The sequence below is a fragment of the Puniceicoccaceae bacterium genome (assembly GCA_040224245.1).
GTDB lineage: Bacteria > Verrucomicrobiota > Verrucomicrobiia > Opitutales > JAFGAQ01 > JAKSBQ01.
Window position 1 is genome coordinate 1 of the sequence record JBEGIR010000091.1, and the last position, 20,313, is coordinate 20,313.

18 protein-coding genes are annotated in these 20,313 nt (G+C 56.3%); 4 read left to right on the forward strand and 14 right to left on the reverse strand.

Annotation, left to right across the window (positions count from 1 at the left end; genetic code table 11):
• A partial coding sequence (locus tag ABQ298_15400) for an FAD-dependent oxidoreductase (protein ID MEQ9825770.1) occupies window positions 1-595 on the reverse strand: 595 nt, incomplete at its 3' end.
• 314 nt (window positions 596-909) lie between these two features.
• Here ABQ298_15400 and ABQ298_15405 point away from each other — a divergent pair.
• Both ABQ298_15405 and ABQ298_15410 read left to right on the forward strand, forming a co-directional pair.
• Window positions 910-1,302 carry a DUF1294 domain-containing protein gene (locus ABQ298_15405; GenBank protein MEQ9825771.1) on the forward strand — a complete coding sequence of 131 codons (393 nt, stop codon included), beginning with the start codon at window positions 910-912 and terminating at the stop codon, window positions 1,300-1,302.
• A 47-nt stretch (window positions 1,303-1,349) separates the two neighbouring features.
• Window positions 1,350-1,604, forward strand: coding sequence for a hypothetical protein (locus tag ABQ298_15410; protein MEQ9825772.1), 255 nt, complete (start codon window positions 1,350-1,352; stop codon window positions 1,602-1,604).
• A gap of 122 nt (window positions 1,605-1,726) precedes the next feature.
• Here the strand turns inward: ABQ298_15410 and atzF are convergent, their stop codons facing one another.
• The 10 genes from atzF to ABQ298_15460 form a co-directional block, all read right to left on the reverse strand.
• On the reverse strand, window positions 1,727-3,502 hold the full coding sequence (gene atzF / locus ABQ298_15415; GenBank protein ID MEQ9825773.1) for an allophanate hydrolase: 1,776 nt from the start codon (window positions 3,500-3,502) through the stop codon (window positions 1,727-1,729).
• Window positions 3,503-3,633: 131 nt separating this feature from the next.
• Window positions 3,634-7,239: an urea carboxylase gene (gene uca / locus ABQ298_15420; protein MEQ9825774.1), complete on the reverse strand. Its 3,606-nt coding sequence runs from the start codon at window positions 7,237-7,239 to the stop codon at window positions 3,634-3,636.
• Window positions 7,240-7,372: 133 nt separating this feature from the next.
• Window positions 7,373-8,014 carry an urea amidolyase associated protein UAAP2 gene (locus ABQ298_15425; protein ID MEQ9825775.1) on the reverse strand — a complete coding sequence of 214 codons (642 nt, stop codon included), beginning with the start codon at window positions 8,012-8,014 and terminating at the stop codon, window positions 7,373-7,375.
• Window positions 8,015-8,034: 20 nt separating this feature from the next.
• Window positions 8,035-8,781 (reverse strand): urea amidolyase associated protein UAAP1, encoded by a 747-nt coding sequence (locus ABQ298_15430; GenBank protein ID MEQ9825776.1) that lies wholly within the window; start codon window positions 8,779-8,781, stop codon window positions 8,035-8,037.
• 4 nt (window positions 8,782-8,785) lie between these two features.
• A complete protein-coding gene (gene nikR, locus ABQ298_15435; protein MEQ9825777.1) occupies window positions 8,786-9,235 on the reverse strand; it encodes a nickel-responsive transcriptional regulator NikR in 450 nt (149 codons plus the stop codon).
• Between the two features lie 137 nt (window positions 9,236-9,372).
• Window positions 9,373-10,719 carry a type III glutamate--ammonia ligase gene (glnT, locus tag ABQ298_15440; GenBank protein MEQ9825778.1) on the reverse strand — a complete coding sequence of 449 codons (1,347 nt, stop codon included), beginning with the start codon at window positions 10,717-10,719 and terminating at the stop codon, window positions 9,373-9,375.
• Complete coding sequence (locus tag ABQ298_15445; protein ID MEQ9825779.1) at window positions 10,716-11,465, reverse strand: creatininase family protein; 750 nt, start codon at window positions 11,463-11,465, stop codon at window positions 10,716-10,718. The genes glnT and ABQ298_15445 overlap by 4 nt, the downstream gene beginning before the upstream one ends.
• Window positions 11,466-11,485: 20 nt before the next feature.
• Window positions 11,486-12,379: an ABC transporter ATP-binding protein gene (locus ABQ298_15450; protein MEQ9825780.1), complete on the reverse strand. Its 894-nt coding sequence runs from the start codon at window positions 12,377-12,379 to the stop codon at window positions 11,486-11,488.
• Window positions 12,380-12,398: 19 nt separating this feature from the next.
• A complete protein-coding gene (locus ABQ298_15455) occupies window positions 12,399-13,784 on the reverse strand; it encodes an ABC transporter permease (GenBank protein ID MEQ9825781.1) in 1,386 nt (461 codons plus the stop codon).
• A gap of 129 nt (window positions 13,785-13,913) precedes the next feature.
• Window positions 13,914-14,903: an ABC transporter substrate-binding protein gene (locus ABQ298_15460; GenBank protein ID MEQ9825782.1), complete on the reverse strand. Its 990-nt coding sequence runs from the start codon at window positions 14,901-14,903 to the stop codon at window positions 13,914-13,916.
• A 389-nt stretch (window positions 14,904-15,292) separates the two neighbouring features.
• Here ABQ298_15460 and ABQ298_15465 point away from each other — a divergent pair, with 389 nt between their 5' ends.
• Window positions 15,293-17,038, forward strand: a complete 1,746-nt coding sequence (locus ABQ298_15465; protein MEQ9825783.1) for a SulP family inorganic anion transporter — start codon at window positions 15,293-15,295, stop codon at window positions 17,036-17,038.
• A 323-nt stretch (window positions 17,039-17,361) separates the two neighbouring features.
• On the opposite strand, the gene yihA is transcribed toward ABQ298_15465, so the two are convergent.
• Both yihA and ABQ298_15475 read right to left on the reverse strand, forming a co-directional pair.
• Window positions 17,362-18,021, reverse strand: a complete 660-nt coding sequence (yihA, locus tag ABQ298_15470; GenBank protein ID MEQ9825784.1) for a ribosome biogenesis GTP-binding protein YihA/YsxC — start codon at window positions 18,019-18,021, stop codon at window positions 17,362-17,364.
• A 67-nt stretch (window positions 18,022-18,088) separates the two neighbouring features.
• Complete coding sequence (locus ABQ298_15475) at window positions 18,089-18,517, reverse strand: thioesterase family protein (protein MEQ9825785.1); 429 nt, start codon at window positions 18,515-18,517, stop codon at window positions 18,089-18,091.
• A gap of 208 nt (window positions 18,518-18,725) precedes the next feature.
• On the opposite strand from ABQ298_15475, the gene ABQ298_15480 reads away from it, so the two are divergent.
• Window positions 18,726-19,541 carry a hypothetical protein gene (locus ABQ298_15480; GenBank protein ID MEQ9825786.1) on the forward strand — a complete coding sequence of 272 codons (816 nt, stop codon included), beginning with the start codon at window positions 18,726-18,728 and terminating at the stop codon, window positions 19,539-19,541.
• Window positions 19,542-19,632: 91 nt separating this feature from the next.
• On the opposite strand, the gene ABQ298_15485 is transcribed toward ABQ298_15480, so the two are convergent.
• Window positions 19,633-20,283: a hypothetical protein gene (locus ABQ298_15485; protein ID MEQ9825787.1), complete on the reverse strand. Its 651-nt coding sequence runs from the start codon at window positions 20,281-20,283 to the stop codon at window positions 19,633-19,635.
• Window positions 20,284-20,313 lie beyond the last annotated feature (30 nt).

Below are 20,313 nucleotides of genomic sequence, written 5' to 3' on the forward strand. Positions count from 1 at the left end.
GGGATGCATGCGGGTCGATGTTACGAAAATCCTTGGCCAACACTCGCTTGGAAAGCTCGGCAAAAGCTCCAGCGAGTTCGACCCCAGTGGGACCTCCTCCGACGACAACGATGCGGGTGAGGCGCTGGATGTCCTCTGGGTCGCTGGCGCGTTCTGCTTCCTCAAAGGCGAGCAGCACGTTGTGCCGGATGCGCGTTGCATCGTCGAGCGACTTCAGTCCGGGGGCAAAACTTTCGTAGTGATCATTGCCAAAATACTGAGTGCGCGCTCCGACCGCAAGAATCAGGTAGTCGTAGTCCAACAAACCGCTGTGCTTGAGCGTTACCTGCCGCTGCTGCAGTTGCACGCTCACGCACTCATCCAGAACCACCCTCACATTCGGGTAACGTCCCAGCACTTTGCGGATGGGCGCAGCCACCTCAGGTGCGGAAAGTCCGGCAGTGGCAACTTGGTAGAGCAGCGGTTGAAACAGGTGGTGGTTTTGCCGGTCGACAACCGTCACATCAACGGGCAAACGGGCCAGACGCTTTGCCGCTTCCAGTCCACCAAATCCTGCTCCAAGAATCAGAATCCTTTTTCGATTTGCATCGCTCATGAGTCAGCTTAGGGCCGGTATGGTGTGCTGTCAAATGAGGGTTCCACCCATCGCTGGAGTCAAGTGTTGCCACTCGAGAAGCATCTGATACAAGCTCGATTCGATGTTGCCAATGGGGTGGGCTTTGCGTAGGGATAATGGAATGCAATCGGGTGTTTCGAAATCAGGCAGGTTTCGGTGACACCGATGTGTGCAGCTCATCCTTAAACCCAAAACCTGTGAATCGGCACGCTTCGCCTTCAAACTTCAGAAAACCTCGTCCTCGCGGAAAAGATCGTTCCCATCGCAAGTCGAAACTCGTTTGGATCCCCCGGTTGCTTTTCCTGACACTACTGCTGGTATTGCCCGGCTTTGCGCTAGCCAAATTATCCCAGCACATCCAAGTGAACTGGATTGCGTGTTACCTGATCGTCGTCTCACTGGTGACCCTTCAGGCCTACGGGTCCGATAAGCACAAAGCCAAGGCAGGGGTCTGGCGCATTCCCGAAGCAAATCTCCATCTGCTGGGCTTGATTGGGGGGTGGCCGATGGCATTTGTCGCACAGCGCATTTTTTGGCATAAGGTATCAAAAATGGAGTTCCAGGTTTCCTTTGGATTCATTGTTTTACTGCACCAATACCTTGCGGTGGACTATCTCAGTGACTGGCAGGTGAGTGTGGAGCTTTTTCGTGCAGTTCAGTCATTGTTCAACCATCTTCAGTTTTGAGTCCAACGCATCTGGAGTGCCAATGGTGTGATCGATCCATTCGATCCATGCGGTTGTTGATTGGAAATGGGCGGCGACGTAGGTATGGGTCGGGCTTTCAGCCCTTGTGGGTGGGAGTCGATGGCGAACCCAGGGCGTTGCCCTGGTCTGGTATGGGGTGCACCTTCGGCGCTGGGTGGATCAAGAACCGGGTAGGGTTGATGGGATTTGCGGACATTGACCCACGTTGGCATTGGGTTTGGGATCGTCGAGCACCTTCGGTGCTGGAGAATGAAGGAGGGGATGAGGTTCCGGATGAATGATTGCTTTTGTTTCAGGGGCAAAGCCCCGCCCTATTCCAGCCCAGGCCAGCGGCCTGGGTAAAAGAGCATTATTATCTCTCAGGGCTGAAGGCCCGATTCATTTTTCGGTGCCTTTGGTGCCGTCACCTGGAGGCCAGATACTGACGCCAGGAGGCGTGGGCGGTGATGGTTTCGGTGGTGGGCAGGGTGGTGACGGAGGCGTCGCAGGTGAAGCCGTGCATCCATGTGCCATCGGCGAGTTCAACGGAGCCGAGTCCGAGCGGCTCCTGAATCTCGGCTAGAAATCGTCCAACGTTTTCAATGGGAAGGCGCCAGTGTTCCATCTGGATCGTGGCACCGCCGCCGGAGCAGCGCACCATACCGGGGCGAATGGGGTCCTTGTGGTGCAGGCAGTAGAGTTCATAGCAGGGAGCAGAAGTTACTTCCCTCACGAAGGTACCGTCGAGACGGGTGAGCTGATGGTTGAGTGGCAAACCGCGCATGTGGGCGCCGCAAACCACGAGGTCCAGCCAAGTGGAGGGCGCAGACATTGTGTTCGCGTCCGCCGGGATGGACTCGCCGCGCAACCGTGCTGCAACGGTGATCAGCTTGGGGTCATGACCTGCAGGAGCAAAGAGCGTGACACCGAATGGAAGTCCGGTTGCAGTGCGTCCTGCCGGAATCGCAAGCGCGGCACAGTCGAGCAGGTTCATGAAATTGGTGTAGTTGCCGAGCTGGGTATTGAGAGAAATGGGTTCCGCTGCGACGGCCTCCAGGGTAGGAAATCCCCCCGCCGTCGGAATGAGTATGGCATCCAGCCCCTCAAGCTCGGCGTTGGCGGCGCGTTTCAAGGCCTGGAGCTGGTAAAGTGCCTGAAAAGTGTCGACCGCGCTCGGGCGGAATCCCCCGAGAATGATCTCGCGTGTGATCGGATGCACCGCTTCGGGGTTGGCCTGGATGAACTCACCAACCGCTGCCGCGCGTTCGGCAATCCATGGACCCTGGTAGAGCAGAGCTGCTGCCTCACGAAATGGGGCAAAATCGATCCGTTCAAGCGTGATATCCGGACGGTGCGCAAGCGCGCTGCGGTAGGATTCGAATGCTGCGGCATACCCTGCGTCTCCAAAAAACTCAAGCATCTCCGACTCGGGCACTCCGATGCGCATTGGAATTCCCGAGTTGGAATCCATCGACACCATTGAGCGGGAAAAGGGATCCTCCGTATCGGGCCCCATCGTAATGTCCAACAGTAGCTGCGCGTCGGTGAGGTGGGTTGTGAAGATGGACACACAGTCCAGGCTGCGGCAGGCGGGCACCACCCCAACGGTGCTCAGCAGCCCTCGCGTGGGTTTCACACCCATGAGTTCGTTAAAAGCAGCGGGTACGCGACCGGATCCCGCCGTATCAGTTCCCAGTGAAAATACTGCAAGGTTTTGCGCGACCGCGACGGCAGAACCGGAGCTGCTGCCTCCTGGTATGCGATCTGGAGCCAATGGATTTCGCGGCACACCGTAGGGCGAACGCACACCGACAAGGCCCGTTGCAAACTGGTCGAGATTGGTCTTGCCCACCGGTATGGCACCAGCGTCGATCAGTCGCTGCACCACCGTGGCGGATCGCGTTGGGGTATAGGCATAGGCCGGGCAAGCGGCAGTTGTTGGAATACCTGCGAGATCGATGTTATCCTTGATCGCAAAAGGAACACCGTAGAGCGGCAAGTCGGCTACTGATCTGGTATCGAGACGTCGCAGGTAAGGTTCAAGCTCATCTGGCTGCAGCCAGTGGATGAACAGAGCGGGGTCCGCCAGTGTGCGGTATTGCTCGTCGAGCTGCTGCATCAGGCTGCGCACGGTGAGGGCACCACTGTGGTATGCCTGGCGTAGTGCCGGGATTGTCAACGGTAGGTGTGTTTTGGACATGGCATGAACAGGGTTGGATGACGGTGCAATGGATGGAAATTTCCGGGCTTAACCAGTCGCTGCGATACCGGATTTGCCCTTTCAGGTTTTTGGGATTCGGCTGTAAGCGTGCCTGAGGTGGATCATGGTTCCTACAGAGGACGAACCCAGGCGAGTGTTTGTCCCTTGCGAACAGTTTGCCCTTCGCTGGTGAAAACCTGCACAACCTCGACGCGGGACTCGAGTTTGACCGGGATTTCCATTTTCATGGCTTCGAGCACGAACGCGCTTTCGCCAGTTTGCAGTGTGTCACCCTCGGTTGCGTGCACCTTCCAGACGCTTGCAGTCAGTGCAGCTTTCAGCTCAACGCAACCCTTGGGCAAAGCAGCTTCATCGGCAACAGATTCAACCTCCCCAGCATTGGGTGTCTCGGATGTATCGAGTCCTGCATCTGCCCAGCGCTGGCGTTCTGCTTCGAAAGCCTCCTGTTGGTGGCGTTTGGCCAGTGAAATTTCAGGCGCATGGCTTTTTAGAAACGAAAGATAGTCCGCCAGTTTGAATGTCGTCTCTTCCAGCTTCAACGGGTAACGGCCCTGTGGGAACTCTTTGCGAATCTGCGTGAGTTCCGCGTGGCTCACCGGGAAGAAGCGAATTTGGTCAAAGAACCGCAACAACCAGGGTTTTCCGGGTTCAAATACAGCAGTGCTGCGGAAGCGATTCCACATCTGCAGGGTGCGACCAACAAACTGGTAGCCCCCGGGACCCTCCATCCCGTAGACGCAGAGGTAAGCACCTCCGATGCCAACGGCATTTTCAGGAGTCCAGGTGCGCGCAGGATTGTATTTGGTCGTGACCAGGCGCTTGCGAGGATCCACCGGCGTGGCAACCGGTGCGCCGAGATAAACATCGCCGAGTCCCATCACCAGGTAATCGGTTTCGAAGAATTGCTGCTTCAGTTGCTCGATGGAATCGAGTCCGTTGATGCGCCGAATGAACTCCAGATTACTCGGACACCAGGGTGCGTCCTTGCGTACTCCCTGTTCATATTTGCGGATGGCGAGCTGGGTGCTCGGATCGTCCCAACACAGTGGCAGGTATACTTTGCGACAGGGAACTTCCATATCGGCAATGGAAGGCAGGGCGTGTTCTGCGTCGATGAGTTTGGGTAGCAGTTCGCTTGCCTTGACCCTTGTGCTGTCAAAATGCACCTGAAGCGAGCGAATGCCGGGAGTGAGGTCGAGCAACCCGGGAAGGTGCAATCGTTTCAGTTCCTCCTGCAGTGCGTGAACGCGAAATCGCAGCCGAAGGTCGAGCACCATGGGACCATATTCGATGAGAATGTTACGGTCACCGGATTGCCGGTAACAAACCGCAAAAGGAAGACCACCGCTGGCGGGCAAACGCTCCAGCACGGGTGAAGCAGGTTCAACCGAATCGATGGCAACACCGGGCCGTTGCAATTCGGCAACCCAGCGCTCGGTTGCGGACTCCAAAGCGGCGGCTCCGGTCAGGTCGATGCAGCGAAAGCGCACCCGCATGCCCGGTTTTAACTGTCCAATCTTCCAGAGATCCCCGGTCGCCACGGTGGCCGGGCATACAAACCCGCCCAGGCTGGGGCCGTCGGGTCCCAGAATGATGGGCATGTCGCCAGTGAAATCGATGGCACCCACCGCATACGCAGTATCGTGAATATTGGATGGATGCAACCCCGCCTCCCCACCATCGCTGCGTGCCCATTCGGGCTTGGGACCGATCAGGCGAACACCCGTGCGTGCCGAGTTGAAATGCACCTCCCATTCGGTGGCAAAGAAGGTTTGCATGTCCGCAGCAGTGAAGAAGTCGGGTGCACCATGCGGACCGTAGAGCACAGCGATCTCGACGGTTTCAGGGTAGTCGGGGATCGCTGCCGGTGCGATGTTTTGAAAGTCAGAAGGGGCTGTTGCTGCCTGTGCTTGCAGGTGCAGAAAGTCGCCGGACTGCAGCGCCTGGCCAGTGAGGCCCCCAAACTGTCCGAGTGTGAAGGTTGACGCACTGCCAAGGTAGGATGGCACCTCAAGTCCACCGGCGAATGCGAGATAGGCGCGCGCGCCGTGGCCTGTGATCGTGCCAAGCTTCAGGGTTTGCCCGACTGCCACTGCAATGGGTTGCCACATGCCGATGGCTTCTCCATCGAGGGTTGCTTCGATCGCAGCACCTGTGAGGCAGATCCAGGCATCGGTGTGAAAGCGCAGAGTGGGTCCTGCCATCAGGATCTCGAGTGCGGGCAGCTGCTCCGGATTTCCCAGGATTCGGTTTGCGATGCGAAATGCGAGGCTATCCATGGGTCCACTGGGCGGCACCCCCACATCCCAATAACCCGTGCGACCGGGATAGTCCTGAATTGTGGTCTGGGTGCCCCCGTCGAGCACTTCGAGTGCGCAACTTTGATAGGAAAATCCATCGAGAAAACGCGTGGTGTGTGTGGCCGATTGAAAGGCTTCGCTGTCGAGAATGGCCGCGAGGTAGCGGTGGTTGCATTCAATGCCGCAGATCGAAGTGCCAGCGAGTGCCTGCTGCATGGCCGCAATGGCGTCATTGCGCGTTTCTCCGTGCGAAATGAATTTTGCGAGCATTGGATCGTAGTAGGTGCTTACCTCGGTGCCATTTTCGATCCACCCATCCACGCGCACTCCTTCGGGGAGCTGAAGAGATGTGATCGTGCCAACAGAAGGGGCAAAGTCGAGCAGAGGATTTTCCGCGTACACGCGCACCTGGATCGAGTGGCCCTTTGGCTGCAGTTTCAGGGAATCCAGCGGGGGTAAGGCACCGCAGCCGAGCTGCACCATGTACTGCACCAGATCGATGCCATAGATGGCCTCCGTCACCGCATGCTCCACCTGGAGTCGCGTATTGACCTCAAGGAAGTAAAATGCCTGTTCGACGACGTCGTAGATGAATTCGACAGTACCCGCAGAGCGGTAGTTTACGCTTTCTCCGAGACGGCGTGCAGCCGCATGCAGTGCCTGCCGTATCGGCTCTGGCAGTGCCGGAGCCGGAGTCTCTTCGATCACCTTCTGGTTGCGCCGTTGCACGCTGCAGTCCCGTTCACCCAGGGTGAGCACGGTGCCCTGACCATCGCCAAACAGTTGCACCTCAATGTGTCGGGCATTTTCGATGTATTTTTCGAGAAATATGCCGTCATTGCTGAAGTTGCGCTGACCCAGACGCTGCACGGCTCCCCACGCCTGGGCGAGGTCGTCTGCATGGCGGCAGAGTCGCATACCGATCCCTCCTCCACCCGCAGTGCTTTTGAGCATGACCGGGTATCCGATCCGGGCGGCAGCTTGTTGGGCTGCTTCGACATTGGCAAGGAGACCTGAGCCGGGCACGAGCGGCACTCCGGCGGCTTCGGCGAGCTCGCGCGCGGTGTGTTTAAGCCCGAAGTCCCGGATCTGGGCAGGAGTGGGTCCGAGGAAGGCGATGCCCCGCTCCTCGCATGCAGTGGCGAATGTGGCATTTTCGCTGAGCAGACCGTAGCCTGGATGGATGGCCTGGACTCCAGACGCTTGCGCAATTTCGAGCAGTTTTTCCACTTGCAGGTAACTTTCCTTGACCGGAGCGGGACCGATGCAGAAGGCCTCGTCTGCCTCGCGCACCACGGGGGTGTCCGCATCGGCCTCGGAGTAGATTGCGACAGAGCCAATGCCCATTGGCTTGAGCGTGCGCAGGATGCGGAGAGCGATTTCTCCGCGATTGGCGATGAGAACTTTGGAAAACATGGATGGATTTGGGTGTTGGGCTACGGATGGTGGTGGAGCGCAGATTCGTCGCCTGCTGATGGCTCGAAGCTCATGGATTGTAGCTTCTGGTTTGCCAAGGCGTGCATTGCAGTTGGCATTCTGTGTTCAGGGTTCAGGCGTCCCAGATCAGCATCTGAATGGGCGTTGGATTGTAGGCGTTGCAGGGGTTGTTGAGCTGTGGACAGTTGGAAACAACACACATGACATCGCGAAGGGCGGTGAGTTCGACGTAGCGTCCGGCTGCGGAGATTCCATCGGCGAACGTCAGCTTTCCCTCAGGGGTGACAGGCACATTCATGAAGAAGTTGATGTTGCAGGTGATGTCGCGTTTGTTCATGGCGGCATCCCACTGCTGGATGGCGGAGAGAAAACTGTCCCGACAGGCATGCATGTGCTCCTTGGAGTGGCAGTAACGCATTGTATTGCTCTCGCGAGAGCATGCGCCACCAAGCGTATCGTGCCGTCCGCAGGTATCGGCCACAATTTCAAGCAGAGCTTGCGCCCGGGTGGACATGAGCACGCTGCCAGTGGTGAGGTAAAGTGCACCCTGGCGCTGGATGGTATCGCAAGCGCTGTAGCGGTTGAGCGGATCGGATGCGTCGTAAAAGAGCGTGTCGGCGGCCTGGTTTCCCTCAAGGTCAACCATGCGAAGGGTTTGGCCGCGTTGGATGCGATGAAGCCAGAAATCGCCGGCTGGCACAACTTTGGAATAGATGGCGTCGGCTTCGACGCGTGGACTGGAAAGGATGTTCATGATGGCAGCAAAGTTGGGGGTTAGAATCGAAGGCGGTGGTAGGTGTCCGTGTTTTCCCATGCCCGCCAGTTTTCGGGGCGGGAATGAAGACAGGCATCGCTGTCGGAGGATACCGGTGAGGCTTGAAAAACTTCAAACTTCACCGGTTTGGGATTGTAGGCGGGATTTGGATCGAGCGGGTGCTGGCAGGTGTGGTAGACGATGAGCGTGTCCATTTCGAACCGCAGTTCCACAACCGAAGCCGCTTTCCGGGCCTGCGAGTCGTAGCGCAACTGACCCTGCTCGTCGCTGACCACCTTGCTGAAAAAATTGACGTTTGGCACGATGTCGCGCTCACTCAGTCCCCATTTTGCCAGTTCGACGAGGAAGCACTGGTAGCCATTCTTGTAGGCTTCGTTGCGCGCCTGTTGATACGTGCGAATCCCATATTTACTGTGAACGGTATCCGCATGTGTGGTGCCGCAAACGGTGTCGTGCCAGCCAAAGGTGTCGATGGTGATACTGGCGAAGAGCCTACCCATGTCGGAGTGCAGGCAGTAGGGAGCGGTGAGGTAGAAGATGTGCTGACCCTTGAGCGTGTCGGGCATATTGTACCGCTCCTGTTTTTCCAGCGCATTGTAGAAGAGCATGGCGACGTTGGCGCCGCCCTCGATGTCGGTCAGTCGCAGCGATTTTCCGCGACCAATGATTTTGGAACCCATCGTTCCGCCGGGCTGGGTGGATTCGTAGAGAATTGGGTTGGATGTCGTAGGTGGTGTAATGTTCATGAAGTTACTTCTTGCCGTGAATGGGAGGGATGACTGTGGTGCTCAGGGTAAGCGTGCCGTTTTTCACACCCTTGGTGCTGATGAGTTCGTTGGCGATTTCCCGCAATTTGGGTGCCTGGCCCTGGACCAGAAGCACCTCCATGGTGTGATCTTCTTCGAGCAGCACATGCAGGGAACTGATGACCTCATCAATGTGGTTGCGCTGGATGGCAGCGAGCTTGGCTTGAACATTGGCGCGCGTATTTTGGTAAAACAGAGTGATACTGCCCGCCATCAGCTGGTCACCCTGATGCGATTGGTATTCGGCGATTTCGCGATTGAGGATCTCGTTGAGACCCTGAGAGCGATTTGCGTACCCGCGTGCGTTGACCATCTCATCGAGCAACCGAAGGGACGATTCGGGGATGGTCATGCTGATGCGCTGCAGTGGATTTCCTGTGGAAGTTGGGATCATGGTTGTTGCGTTGGGTGTAGAAGAAACTTTGCCAATTTCCCGTATCGTAATACATTTTTTCAAAAAAGTAATACGAATTATCCAAAAAAAGAGATCGCACCACAGCGCTGGTCAAAATGTTCCAATGCGTCGCATGCCTAAAAACGACTGGCATAGGTGTCGATTTCCCACTGGCTCACGCGTTGGTGATACTGGCGCCATTCTTCAGATTTGTAGTGGATGAACTCGTTGCGCAAATCCGGACCCAGCACCTGTTCGACAAACGGATCGTTTGCAAATGCGTCGACGGCCTCGGCCAGGGTGCGTGGTAATTCCTGAATACCGCGTGCGGCCAGTTGTTCGGGACTCATTTCGTAGAGGTTTTCCTCTTGGGAAATTCCTGGATCGAGTTTTTCGCGAATACCCGCAAGTCCCGCTGCGAACACCAGTGTCGCAGCGAGGTAGGGGTTGCAGGACGCATCGGCGTTGCGCGACTCCACCCGCCCACCGCCGTGGGGCACGCGTACCGAGTTCGTGCGGTTATTGCGACCGTAGGAGTTAAAGACCGGTGCCCAGGTGTAATAGGACATGAGACCGCGACGGATGAGGCGTTTGTAGCTGTTGACCGTCGGGGCAAACGTGGCGCAGAGCGCAGGTCCGTGGCGCAGGATGCCCGCAATAAAATGATAGCCCAGCTCACTGAGACCGAGTCCGCGCGGGTCGTTTTCGCATTCAAAAAGGTTGGCTCCCGTCTCGAGGTCGCAGAGCGACATATTGAAGTGGGCACCGCTGCCCGTTCGGTTGGCAAAGGGCTTGGGCATGAATGTGGCGAGCAGCCCCTCCTCAGCGGCATACTGTTTGGCCATCATGCGGAAAAAGATGTAGCGATCGCACATCGTGAGCGCGTCGGCGTATTTGAAATCGAACTCAAACTGGGAGTTTGCGTCTTCGTGATCGAAGGAGTAGAGATCCCAACCGAGCGCATTGATGCTGGTTGCCACCTTGTCGAGCCACTCGTAGCGATCCATGAACCGCTTTACATCGTAGCAGGCCTTGGTGAGGTTGTCGTCCGGATTTGGGATCGACAGTGTTCCGTCAGGTTCCTGTTTGACCACAAACACTTCGCACTCGATACCGAGGTTGAGTCCAAACCCCATATTGTGCGCCTCGGCAATGACCTTCTGCAGCGCCACGCGGGTATTGATTTCATACGGCTTGCCCTCAAAATGATTGTCGGCGGCGAACCAGGCAACTTCAGGCTTCCAGGGCAACTGGATGCAGGTATTGAGGTCGGGAACGGAAGTGATCTCATCGTCGTTGGGACCCTGTCCGAGGCCGTCGAGTGCGTAACCAGTGTAGCGCTCAGAGCCCTCCGCAAATTTGGAAAAGTGGTCGATGGGGACCACTTTGGCCTTGGGCACACCGTGGATATCCACGTAGGTACCCATGCAGTATTTGACTCCGCGCTCGCGCAGGGACTGTTGAATGGATTTGATCGATTTCATAGGTATGATGATGACAAAGGTGGTACTTCCGATTGTGCGCCCCTCACCAGGGTGCAGAGGTCTTCCACCATCATTCCGAGCAACTCCTGCCCCATGGATTCACTGGCCTGTGACGGAAAGCCCGTGACTCCGTTGGAACTGGTGTGGTGGACCGGATGACTGAAGACACATCCCTGCGTTCGGTCGGGATCGTCGGAAGCTGAAAGCTTGTCCGGGCGCACCCAGGAGGGTTCGTGGGCGAGCAACAAGGCGGTCTCGGCGGCATTGGCATGCCAGTCCTGTGCATCGGCAAAAAAAGACTCCTTCACGCGCTGACTGAGTTCGGCGGTGTTGATGATGGCCACCATCAGATCCTCGAACTCGTAGCGAAGCATCTCGAGGGCACAGCGGAGCGGTGCATGGTTGGTGACGTGAGCGTTGACCATGAGCAAGCGGCGAACCCCGCTGCGGTGTGCCCACGCACCGATGTGATAGACCGCATCAATGAGCACTTTCGGAGGCAGTGCAATGGTTCCTGGCCACTGGTGTGAATGGCCAAGCGAACAACCGTAATTCAGGCACGGCAGCTTAAGCACCCCGGTTTCACGGGAGACGTCGCAGCATACACGCTCGGCGATCCAGCTGTCAGTGCCGAGTCCGAGCTGCGGACCATGTTGTTCGGTTGCTCCGACCGGAAGCAGTGCTGTGTGGTGGCAGGCCTCGAGTGCGTCTGGCAGCTCTTCCCAAGTGATGGATTCCCAATGCATCGAGTTCAGGTCCTGGTTTCCTATTCCACGTCATCATGTACGTCGGTGAGACGCACAATCGGCATGGCGGCGGGACGTTGGGTGGAGGGTGGATGAATGAGGGTTTCCAGACGCCGCCGTGTTGCCAAAAATTCGGGATCGAGCAGTTGCTCGGCTCGACGCGGACGGGGAACGGGCACTTCAATCAATTCCTGAACTTCGCCCGGATTGGCCTTGAGCACGAGAATGCGGTCGGCCAGGTAGATTGCTTCGTCGAGATCGTGCGTGATGAAGATGATGGTGATGTCCACGTTGCGCCAGATCTCCAGCAGGTAACTTTGCATGTGGGAGCGAGTTTGCGCGTCGAGCGCACCAAAAGGTTCATCCATCAACAGTACCTTGGGTTGATTTGCGAGCGCGCGGGCGATGGCGACGCGCTGCTTCATGCCCCCCGAGAGTTCACTTGGATAGGCATTGGCAAACTTTGTGAGTCCGACCAACTCGATCCACTGCATGGCCTCGGCCTGTGCGGTGGTGTCGGATTTTCCCGCAATGCTCAGACCAAACATCACATTCTGCTTCACGGTAAGCCAGGGAAACAGCGTGTAGCCTTGAAAGACCATGCCACGGTCGGGTCCCGGAGCACTGACCGTCTGCCCCTCAAGCAGGACTTCGCCTGTGCTCGGCGACTCCAGACCCGCCAGAATGCGGATGAGTGTGGATTTTCCACAACCGGAGGGACCGATCACTGACAGAAACTCCCTGCGATGGGTTTGAAAGGAGATGTTGCTGAGCGCCGTGACATCCCCCTGTTTTTTCGGGAAAACCTTGTGCAGCCCCTTGACCTCAAGTTTGACAGGGCGCTCTTTGAGCTTTGCAAAGCGGGTAGCCACTTCAGGCGATTGTGTTTGGTAGTCTGGCAATTCTACGGTCATGGTAAAATGGGTTGTAGTTTCAGCGCCGCGAGCGCATCTGGCTTCCGGGTTCGTAAGGCAGACGATTCCCCACAAGCCAGTGGTGGGCTGCTGACAACCCACGGATGAGAGGATGCAGCTTTTCACCCGTCCACGGGAAAAAGAATCCGCGAAGCTGGGCCAGCAGCTGGTCGGTGAAAAATCCGACAAATCCGATGGTGAAGATCACGGGAAAGACGGCATCAAAGTTGCGCCAGCGGCCCTGGGTTTCGATGAACTCAGTCAGACCCGACTTCACCCCGATCAGCTCAGCGATGACCAGCCAGGTCCACGACCAGCCGAGCAGGATGCGCAGGTCGTTGTAGAGATTGGGAAGGATGCCCGGCACGACTACGCGCGTGAGCAGACTCTTTTTCCCGGCACCGAGAGTCAGGGCGGCTTCGAGCAATGACTTGTCGAGCAACTGAGTGGTTTTGGAAACGACGAGAACGAGCTGGAAGAAGGTTCCGACAAAGACGAGCGCAATTTTGGGTGCATCGTGCGCCAGAAAAATGGCTACAAGCAGAGTGCTGAACGAAGGCGCGGGCAGGTAGCGGAAAAAGTCGATGAAGGGTTCAAAGAGTTTGGAAAAGAAGTCAAAGGTTCCGCAGAGGATGCCGAGTGGCACGCCGATCACGCAGGCGAGTGCAAAGCCCGCAAACACGATCCAGATGGAGTGACGCAGACGGTCGAGCATGGATGGTTTGCCCGGATCCGGGACTTTGGTAAACTCCTTCCATCCCCGCTGCAACACCTCGTGGGGCGCAGGCAGGTAAACGGGATTGGCGGGTCGCCCTTGGGGAACGAGCTTGAGCAGGGGCATGGATGGAAGCCGCTGCGAGTTACTGCTCGCGAAGTGGGCGTCAATACGCTTCGAATTGGAGCGAATGATCGCGAGGTTTTCCTCACTCAGCGCCCGGAAGGTACGATCTCCGCTGGGGGCTGATGCGATGCGTTGCCAGAGTGCCAGCAAGGCTTCGGTATCGTCTTTTTCGGATGATTGGAGCCAGCCCTGCCTGAGGGCGAGCGGTGTCAGATGGCGCAGGTTGTTGAGGTTGGAGCGTCGCACCCTGGGTGCGGGTTCTTCGACAGGCAGTTCCCCCAGTTGCTGCTGAAGAATGCGTTGGTTGTCCTCGCGAATCGCCTTCACAAAGCTCGGAAAGTAAGCCTTGCTCAAGTGATCGCCTGCCGTGAAAACGGTCGTGACGTCGGATCGTGTGGCAGAGAGGTCCAGCTTCATGTCGGGATGCCAGACGAAGGGAACGTAGCTGACAAAGCACCAGGTGAAAATCGGTCCCAGAAAGGAAAGCAGGGTCAGCAGCTTTTGCTTTCCAGGTGCGAGCGGTTCGCGAATGCTAAACCATGCATTGTGTTGGCGGGTTGACATGCGTTCTCTGCAGTGGGTTCGATGGGATGCGGTGATCGATGATGGAGGGAATGCATCGCAGCAGAAACCCTCGGTGGAGCGGCTCAGTGCTCCACCGGAAAGCTCGTGATGCGATGTCTGGCGAACGGATTAGTTGCCCTTTGCAAACTCGATCGTCAGGGATGGATCGAGATACTTGGCCGTGTCGAGCGGGGCATCATAGATGCCGACGCTGACATTAAATGCATCCACGATTTCGGTGGAACCGTAGACCGAGTCCAGTCCTTCGGCTTTCTGCCAGCGCTCCAGGGCTTCTTCAAGCGTGAGGATGTAGGTGCCCAGGAAGAGCGGTTCGTATTCCTCGGGAGTGATCGAAACCCGATTGGAGAGGATTTGTAGCGCCTCATCCATGTTGTCCTCATCCTTCAGATAATTGACGATGCGGTACCAAACCTTGACCACCTTCGCCCAGTCCTCCCGGCGTTGTTCGAGACTCTCTGGGTCCACAAAGAGAAAATCATAAATGATGCCCGGTGCGTCGGCAGAAGTGAATATCGGTTTTGATCCGGGAACGGTTTTTAAGGCCTGGCCCGAGTTGGGTTGCCAAGCGCCAATAGCCTGCACGGCACCCGTCGCGAGCACCTGGGGAGTTTCGTTGGTAGGCGTGTTTACGATCTCGATGGAATCGGGGGCGATGCCCTTCATTTCCATGCCCTTTTGCAGCAGCAAATGAATGACGTAACCCTCTTCCACCCCAATTTTTTTGCCGACAAGATCCTCGAGCGAATCAATGCCCGGAGCGCCGACAATCATGTCGTTGCCATTCGAGAAATCGTTCAGAATGATGCCCACGGAGGGTTTTCCGGTGGCACCCGTGACGAGTGCATCACCGTTGGTCATGGTAACGGCATCCACCTGGCCGGCAACGTAGGCATCCATGGAGGGAACATAGTCGAACCAGAGGAATTCGACTTCCACTCCCTCTTCGGCGAACCAGTCGTTCTGGATGCCAATTTCCCAGGCAACCCATCCGGGCCAGTCACTGTAGGCGATTTTAAGTGGAGTGGCGTTGACAGAAGCAAGCAGCGTGATCGTAGCCAGCAAGGCCAGAACGCGTGGGATCAGTCGGTTGTGATACATGATGAAGTTTCTGGTTAGTATTACGAAATAATAAAATAGTATTATTTCCATGAAGATAGCGCAGCATCCGTGCCAAACGAGAAAGCTGTTTGGATTTCCCCACGCTGAAGTGCTCGAAATCGAGCGGATCTACCGGATTTGTGCAGTTGATTGAAAGATGCATGACGGAATTCGCTTCTTGTCCTTGTTTTCTGCACCGAAGCAATTCCCCGCAGGGTACTACGATTCAGTGCATGAACACGATGTGCCGCAGCGGACGCGGGCGATGGCATGGCAATGTGCCACGAGGAATTTTCTCTCACGGCATGGCTTCCATTCTTCCGGTCCGACAAAGCGGCCTCTTGACTTCCAGAAATTCGAGGATCAGGCTTTGCCTTTTCCCTTGTTCCATGAAATTCAAGGACTTTTCCTTTTCCTATCGTCCTAAAATTGCGGAAGTGTTCAACGGGAGGTATTCCCGCTCGGATCTCGGATCGGACGTGCTCGCAGGTCTCACGGTTGGCCTGATCGCGCTGCCGCTGGCATTGGCACTGGGCATTGCCAGCATTCCGTCCGGGCAGGCGACACCCTTTCCCGCCCCAGCCCTCGGGATCTTCACTGCCATTATAGCAGGATTGCTGATTTCGCTTCTGGGAGGGAGCAAGGTGCAAATCGGGGGTCCCACTGCTGCCTTCATTCCGATCATATTACTGATTGTGGAGCAGCACGGTTACACAGGCCTGCTGCTCTCGACCATGATGGCAGGCGTCATTCTCATTCTCATGGGCGTGGCGCGCATGGGCATCCTGATCAAGTATATCCCCTGGCCTGTGACCAGCGGCTTTACGACGGGCATCGCGGTGTCAATCATTGCAACTCAGGCCTCCGATTTTCTCGGATTGCAAGCCACTACGCCCGCACCGCGCGAATTTCTGGAAAAACTGCACTGGATCTGGCATCACCTGCCCACCACAAACGTTGCGACCGTTGGTCTAGCACTGGGCTGTCTGGTGCTCATCCGCTTCTGGCCCCGCCTGGGGTTGAAGCGCGTTCCCGGATCGATCGTCGCCATGCTGCTCGCAACGGGTGTGGTCGCTTTCTTCCAACTTCAGGATACCTTGGGACTTGCAACCATCGGATCGAAATTTGGAAGCGAGGCGATCCCGTCGCGGCTCCCACCTTTTCAAATCCCCCCAATCGACCTGGCACTCATTCGCGATCTGATCGGACCCGCTACCGCCATTGCCTTGCTCGGCGCAATCGAGTCCCTGCTTTCCGCGGTGGTTGCCGATGGGTTGTCCAATGACCGACACGACAGCAATTCCGAGCTGATTGCACAAGGCATTGCGAATGTGGTGTGCCCGTTTTTTGGAGGACTGCCCGCGACAGGAGCCATTGCGCGCACCTCGGCCAATGTGGCAAACGGGGGACGATCCCCTGTTTCCGGTATTGTGCATGCCCTCACGCTGCTCACCATTGTGCTGCTCTTTGCGCGCTTTGCCTCCTACGTACCCATGGCGGCAATGGCTGCCGTTCTCGTCTCGGTTTCGCTGAGCATGGGGGAATGGGGCGAACTGTGGGAGTTGCGCAAGATGACCAAAAGCGATGCGCTGGTCATGCTGACGACCTTTCTGCTGACCGTCGTCTTTGACCTGGTCATCGCGATTGAGGTGGGCATGGTGCTTGCGGCTATGCTCTTCATTCGACGAGTGTCCGACTCCACCGAGATTTCGCGTGTCACCAGTGACGATGTTCTCGAAACTCCCGCCCAAATGGCCCAGGGAAAAATCATCCCCGAAGGGGTTGTGGTTTACCGTATCTTTGGACCCTTTTTGTTCGGTGCTGCGGAAAAGATGCACGATGCTCTCGAACGCGCTGGCAATACCCACAAGGTGCTCATCCTGCGCCTTCACCTTGTCACCGCCATCGATTCTACCGCCCTGCACGCCCTGCAGGTTCTGGTGAGGCGCAACCGCAAGCACGGGGGCACGGTTGTGATCAGCGGCATTCACCGTCAACCGCTCGAGCTGTTACGCAAGTCTGGTTTCATCGACATCATTGGTCGGGAAAATTTTTGTGGCAGTTTCGACAAGGCGCTGGAACGGGCAGGTGCTCTCCTGGGAGCGCAGGATGCTGCAGCAGACCAGCATTTGTAGTGTTCGCTCAGGATGACAGCTTTGCTGTCGCTGAACTTTGTAGGGCTTGTGCTTGTTGCAAGCCAGTTGAGGCAAGGAGTTGTTTGTTGTTTGTAGCGGGATTTGTGAAAATCCCGAAGTGGCTGAGGGTGAGCGGGGATAGGGGCGTTGAGGGGAGTCCGAATTCTCCCGAATCCGGCTACAGAAGAGAGGAATCCGGCTACAGAAGAGTGGAATCCGGCTAGTGGAAGAAGGGAATCGGCTAGTGGAAGAAGGGAATCGGCTACAGAAGAGTGGAACTTGGCGAAGGACAAGCCCAGCGGCCCCATCCTCTGCAGGTGCTATCAATGCTTGCCGACGTGCTTTAACCAAGCACTGGAAACTTTGCGTTTCTGTTGCGCCTGCTTGTCCGGTTTGGGCAGGTGTTTCTGGATCTGGTCAAAAATCAACTGCTTCCCCGCTCCGCTTTTTGACGAACAGCTGAGGTGGCGGGCAGGTGTCATGCCCAGACGGGTCATGCGGTCATGAAAAGCGTGCGCATTGGCCTGCAGCTCATCCTTTTTGCTCAGGTCGCTCTTGGTAAAGACCAGGATCAGTTCGCGCTGAAAAGGTTGGATCCATGCCAGAAATTCGAGGTCAATTTGTTGGGGTTCATGACGCGAATCGATCAGCAGAAAGATGGTCTTGAGCGCCTTTCGCTGCGACAGGTAATCCGCCGCCGCCACATTAAATCCTTCGTTTACTCCTTTCGATACTTTCGCGTAGCCGTAGCCGGGTAAGTCCACCAAAAAGAAGCGCTCATTGATCTCAAAAAAATGAATGGCTTTGGTTTTGCCGGGTGTCGTGGACACCTTGGCAAGACCGCGCTGATTGGTGAGCAGGTTGATGAGTGAGGATTTTCCCACATTGGATCTGCCAATAAACGCAAACTCCGGATGACTGTCGGGGGGACAGGATTCCAGACTGTTCATCTGTCCCCTATAGCTCGCACTCAGGATCTTCATGCCAGCATCTCAATCCAGAATCGGGCACAGTGCGAGCCTGAAGGCGTGATCCACACAGGAACCGTTCTCAATTTCCGATGAAGGGTGTCAGACGTTCGCGCAGAACCTCAGGGATAGGCATGGATTTCATTTCACGCGTCAGCGCATCAATATGCACGTGCATGGTCGCAAAGCTACCCTTGGCCGCCAGCACTTGATCGTGCTCCCGTTCGATGCGAAACGCCCATTCAATTGCCTTGTCCTTAACCTCCGTGATCCACAACTCAATGCGCAGTACATTGCCGCTGTCGAGCGGGGCGGAGTATTTGGCCTGTGCACGCACACGCGGCCAACCATAAAAACTCGAACTCTCGCGTTTCATCATCGGGTAGCCAATGGCACGGTAGAGGGCATGCTCGGCTGCTTCCGCATAGCGAAAATAGTTCGAAAAGTGGACCAATCCGGCGGCATCGGTCTCGTGAAACTCAATCGTGCGGTGATGAACAAAGGCTGCCATACTCTTGCAGCATGAGCCACTCCAGCGACGGGATCGAGAATTTTTGTGTCATGAACTGCTGGAGCGGATTTCATTCAACCTATGCGAGCCTTGAGATTGAACAATTCGCCGTTTTTGAGCATCTATGCATACGAAGCTGGTGTATGCTTCTTCAATGATCCTACTTACAATGGCCTTCTCGAAACGCGCAGCATCCCGCATGGGGATCATGATTGCTATGGTTCTCACCGGAATCAGTCTGGCGTGTGCAGAGTCATCCGACCCAAAATCTGAAGAAACACCTGCACCCCAAGAACGCCCCCGCCTCTTTCATCCAAATGATTTGCATCCCTTTGCAGGTTCGCATGCACACTACTTCGATCCCTGGGGGTATCATGGGTTTGGTCGCTATGCGTGGGGATATCCGGGTTGGGGCTATGCTCCGGGCTATCGATACGGTTGGGACGGTATGGGGTATCGCTCTCACCTGTATTTTGACACCTTTTATGGGATCTTGCCAGCCCCGGGGCACGGTGAGCTGAGCCTGAGCGTAGGTTCGGGCGATTATTTCGGAAGTTCGATCTCGACGACGCAGTGGCTCTCAAAGAAACACAACATCGCACTCCACATGGGTGCGCTTTGGGAAACGGGTGAACTCTGGTGGAGTGGACAGGACTATGAATCTTTTACCATCGCTCCCACACTTTACTGGTCCAATGACGACACCTTGATTTACGCCAGTTTTGAATACAGTGAGCGCAAGGTGGATTCATTTACGAGATCAAGTCCAACCGTGCAGACGCATGCCCAGAAGCGACCGACCCTGGCCACACACGACTCAGATGCGAGCATGAGTCCGTTCGCAGGTGAGATTGCGGGGCAACAGTCCCGCAGCCTGACGAGTGCCCAGTCGCCGAAGTTACGTGTTTTTCCCGACGGCGATCACACCTTGCAGCGTGCCACCATCGGGATCGATCATCAGGTAACGGATTTTTTCCGCATCGGACTCAATTTCGAAGCGACTGACCTCAAGCGCAAACCCTGAAATTCGAGATACGACCCAAGCCTGTGTAGCTGGAGTGGAGTAACTCATCTTCGACGTTTACCCCGCAGGCAGGAGTCCGAACTTCTGAGACTTAAAGCATAAAACTGAAACGCAGGCGCAGGTCAGGACTGTTGTAATCGGTTTCGCCATTGATCGGGTGGTCGAATGACTCCACAAAATGATAACCTGCGGAGGCTCCGATCAGAAAACGTCGGGTGACTGCGACGTTCAGGTTGACTCCGAGATAGGCACCCACTTGGGTTTCGGTTCGCTCACGATGCCGACGGTAGCGGTCACCGTCATCTCCCCAACTGCTCTCGTAGCGATGGCTCACACCGGCATAGGGTCCGACCATTCCTTGCAACGTGATGAAAAAACGGTCGGTGAAGTTGAGGATTTCGGGGCGCACTTGCATGCCCACGAGCACCATGCCTACCCCTTCATCGTCGTCGTATCGGCAACGGCGGGGACAATCCCCGTGATCGTCGGTTCCAATGCCACCCGCTCCCACAGTGAAGGCCATTTGCTCGTTGATCCAATAGCTGTATTCAAAGGACGCGATATGTTGATCGTCAGCAAAATCGGAATCGAGCAGGCCACCTGCGGTGATGGTGAACTGGTGCTTCCCTGCCAGTGAAAACTTTGAACCCGCTGTTGAGTTCGATTGTGCGTTGACCTGCAGGGCCATTGCCAACAGTGCGGCGGCAGCGATGAGGCATTTGCGGTTTTTGATGATTTTCATGATGAGATCGAATCTCCTCTTTCCAGTTGA

What these genes read in the sequence shown, in the direction of transcription:
- ABQ298_15445 (MEQ9825779.1), bottom strand. Translation starts at nt 11,465, where the DNA reads ATGCATTGGGAATCCATCACTTGGGAAGAGCTGCCAGACGCACTCGAG.
- uca (MEQ9825774.1), bottom strand. Translation starts at nt 7,239, where the DNA reads ATGTTTTCCAAAGTTCTCATCGCCAATCGCGGAGAAATCGCTCTCCGC.
- ABQ298_15480 (MEQ9825786.1), top strand. Translation starts at nt 18,726, where the DNA reads ATGATTGCTATGGTTCTCACCGGAATCAGTCTGGCGTGTGCAGAGTCA.
- ABQ298_15485 (MEQ9825787.1), bottom strand. Translation starts at nt 20,283, where the DNA reads ATGAAAATCATCAAAAACCGCAAATGCCTCATCGCTGCCGCCGCACTG.
- ABQ298_15450 (MEQ9825780.1), bottom strand. Translation starts at nt 12,379, where the DNA reads ATGACCGTAGAATTGCCAGACTACCAAACACAATCGCCTGAAGTGGCT.
- atzF (MEQ9825773.1), bottom strand. Translation starts at nt 3,502, where the DNA reads ATGTCCAAAACACACCTACCGTTGACAATCCCGGCACTACGCCAGGCA.
- yihA (MEQ9825784.1), bottom strand. Translation starts at nt 18,021, where the DNA reads ATGAAGATCCTGAGTGCGAGCTATAGGGGACAGATGAACAGTCTGGAA.
- ABQ298_15465 (MEQ9825783.1), top strand. Translation starts at nt 15,293, where the DNA reads ATGAAATTCAAGGACTTTTCCTTTTCCTATCGTCCTAAAATTGCGGAA.
- ABQ298_15430 (MEQ9825776.1), bottom strand. Translation starts at nt 8,781, where the DNA reads ATGAACATTACACCACCTACGACATCCAACCCAATTCTCTACGAATCC.
- glnT (MEQ9825778.1), bottom strand. Translation starts at nt 10,719, where the DNA reads ATGAAATCGATCAAATCCATTCAACAGTCCCTGCGCGAGCGCGGAGTC.
- ABQ298_15410 (MEQ9825772.1), top strand. Translation starts at nt 1,350, where the DNA reads ATGCGGTTGTTGATTGGAAATGGGCGGCGACGTAGGTATGGGTCGGGC.
- nikR (MEQ9825777.1), bottom strand. Translation starts at nt 9,235, where the DNA reads ATGATCCCAACTTCCACAGGAAATCCACTGCAGCGCATCAGCATGACC.
- ABQ298_15455 (MEQ9825781.1), bottom strand. Translation starts at nt 13,784, where the DNA reads ATGTCAACCCGCCAACACAATGCATGGTTTAGCATTCGCGAACCGCTC.
- ABQ298_15475 (MEQ9825785.1), bottom strand. Translation starts at nt 18,517, where the DNA reads ATGGCAGCCTTTGTTCATCACCGCACGATTGAGTTTCACGAGACCGAT.
- ABQ298_15425 (MEQ9825775.1), bottom strand. Translation starts at nt 8,014, where the DNA reads ATGAACATCCTTTCCAGTCCACGCGTCGAAGCCGACGCCATCTATTCC.
- ABQ298_15460 (MEQ9825782.1), bottom strand. Translation starts at nt 14,903, where the DNA reads ATGTATCACAACCGACTGATCCCACGCGTTCTGGCCTTGCTGGCTACG.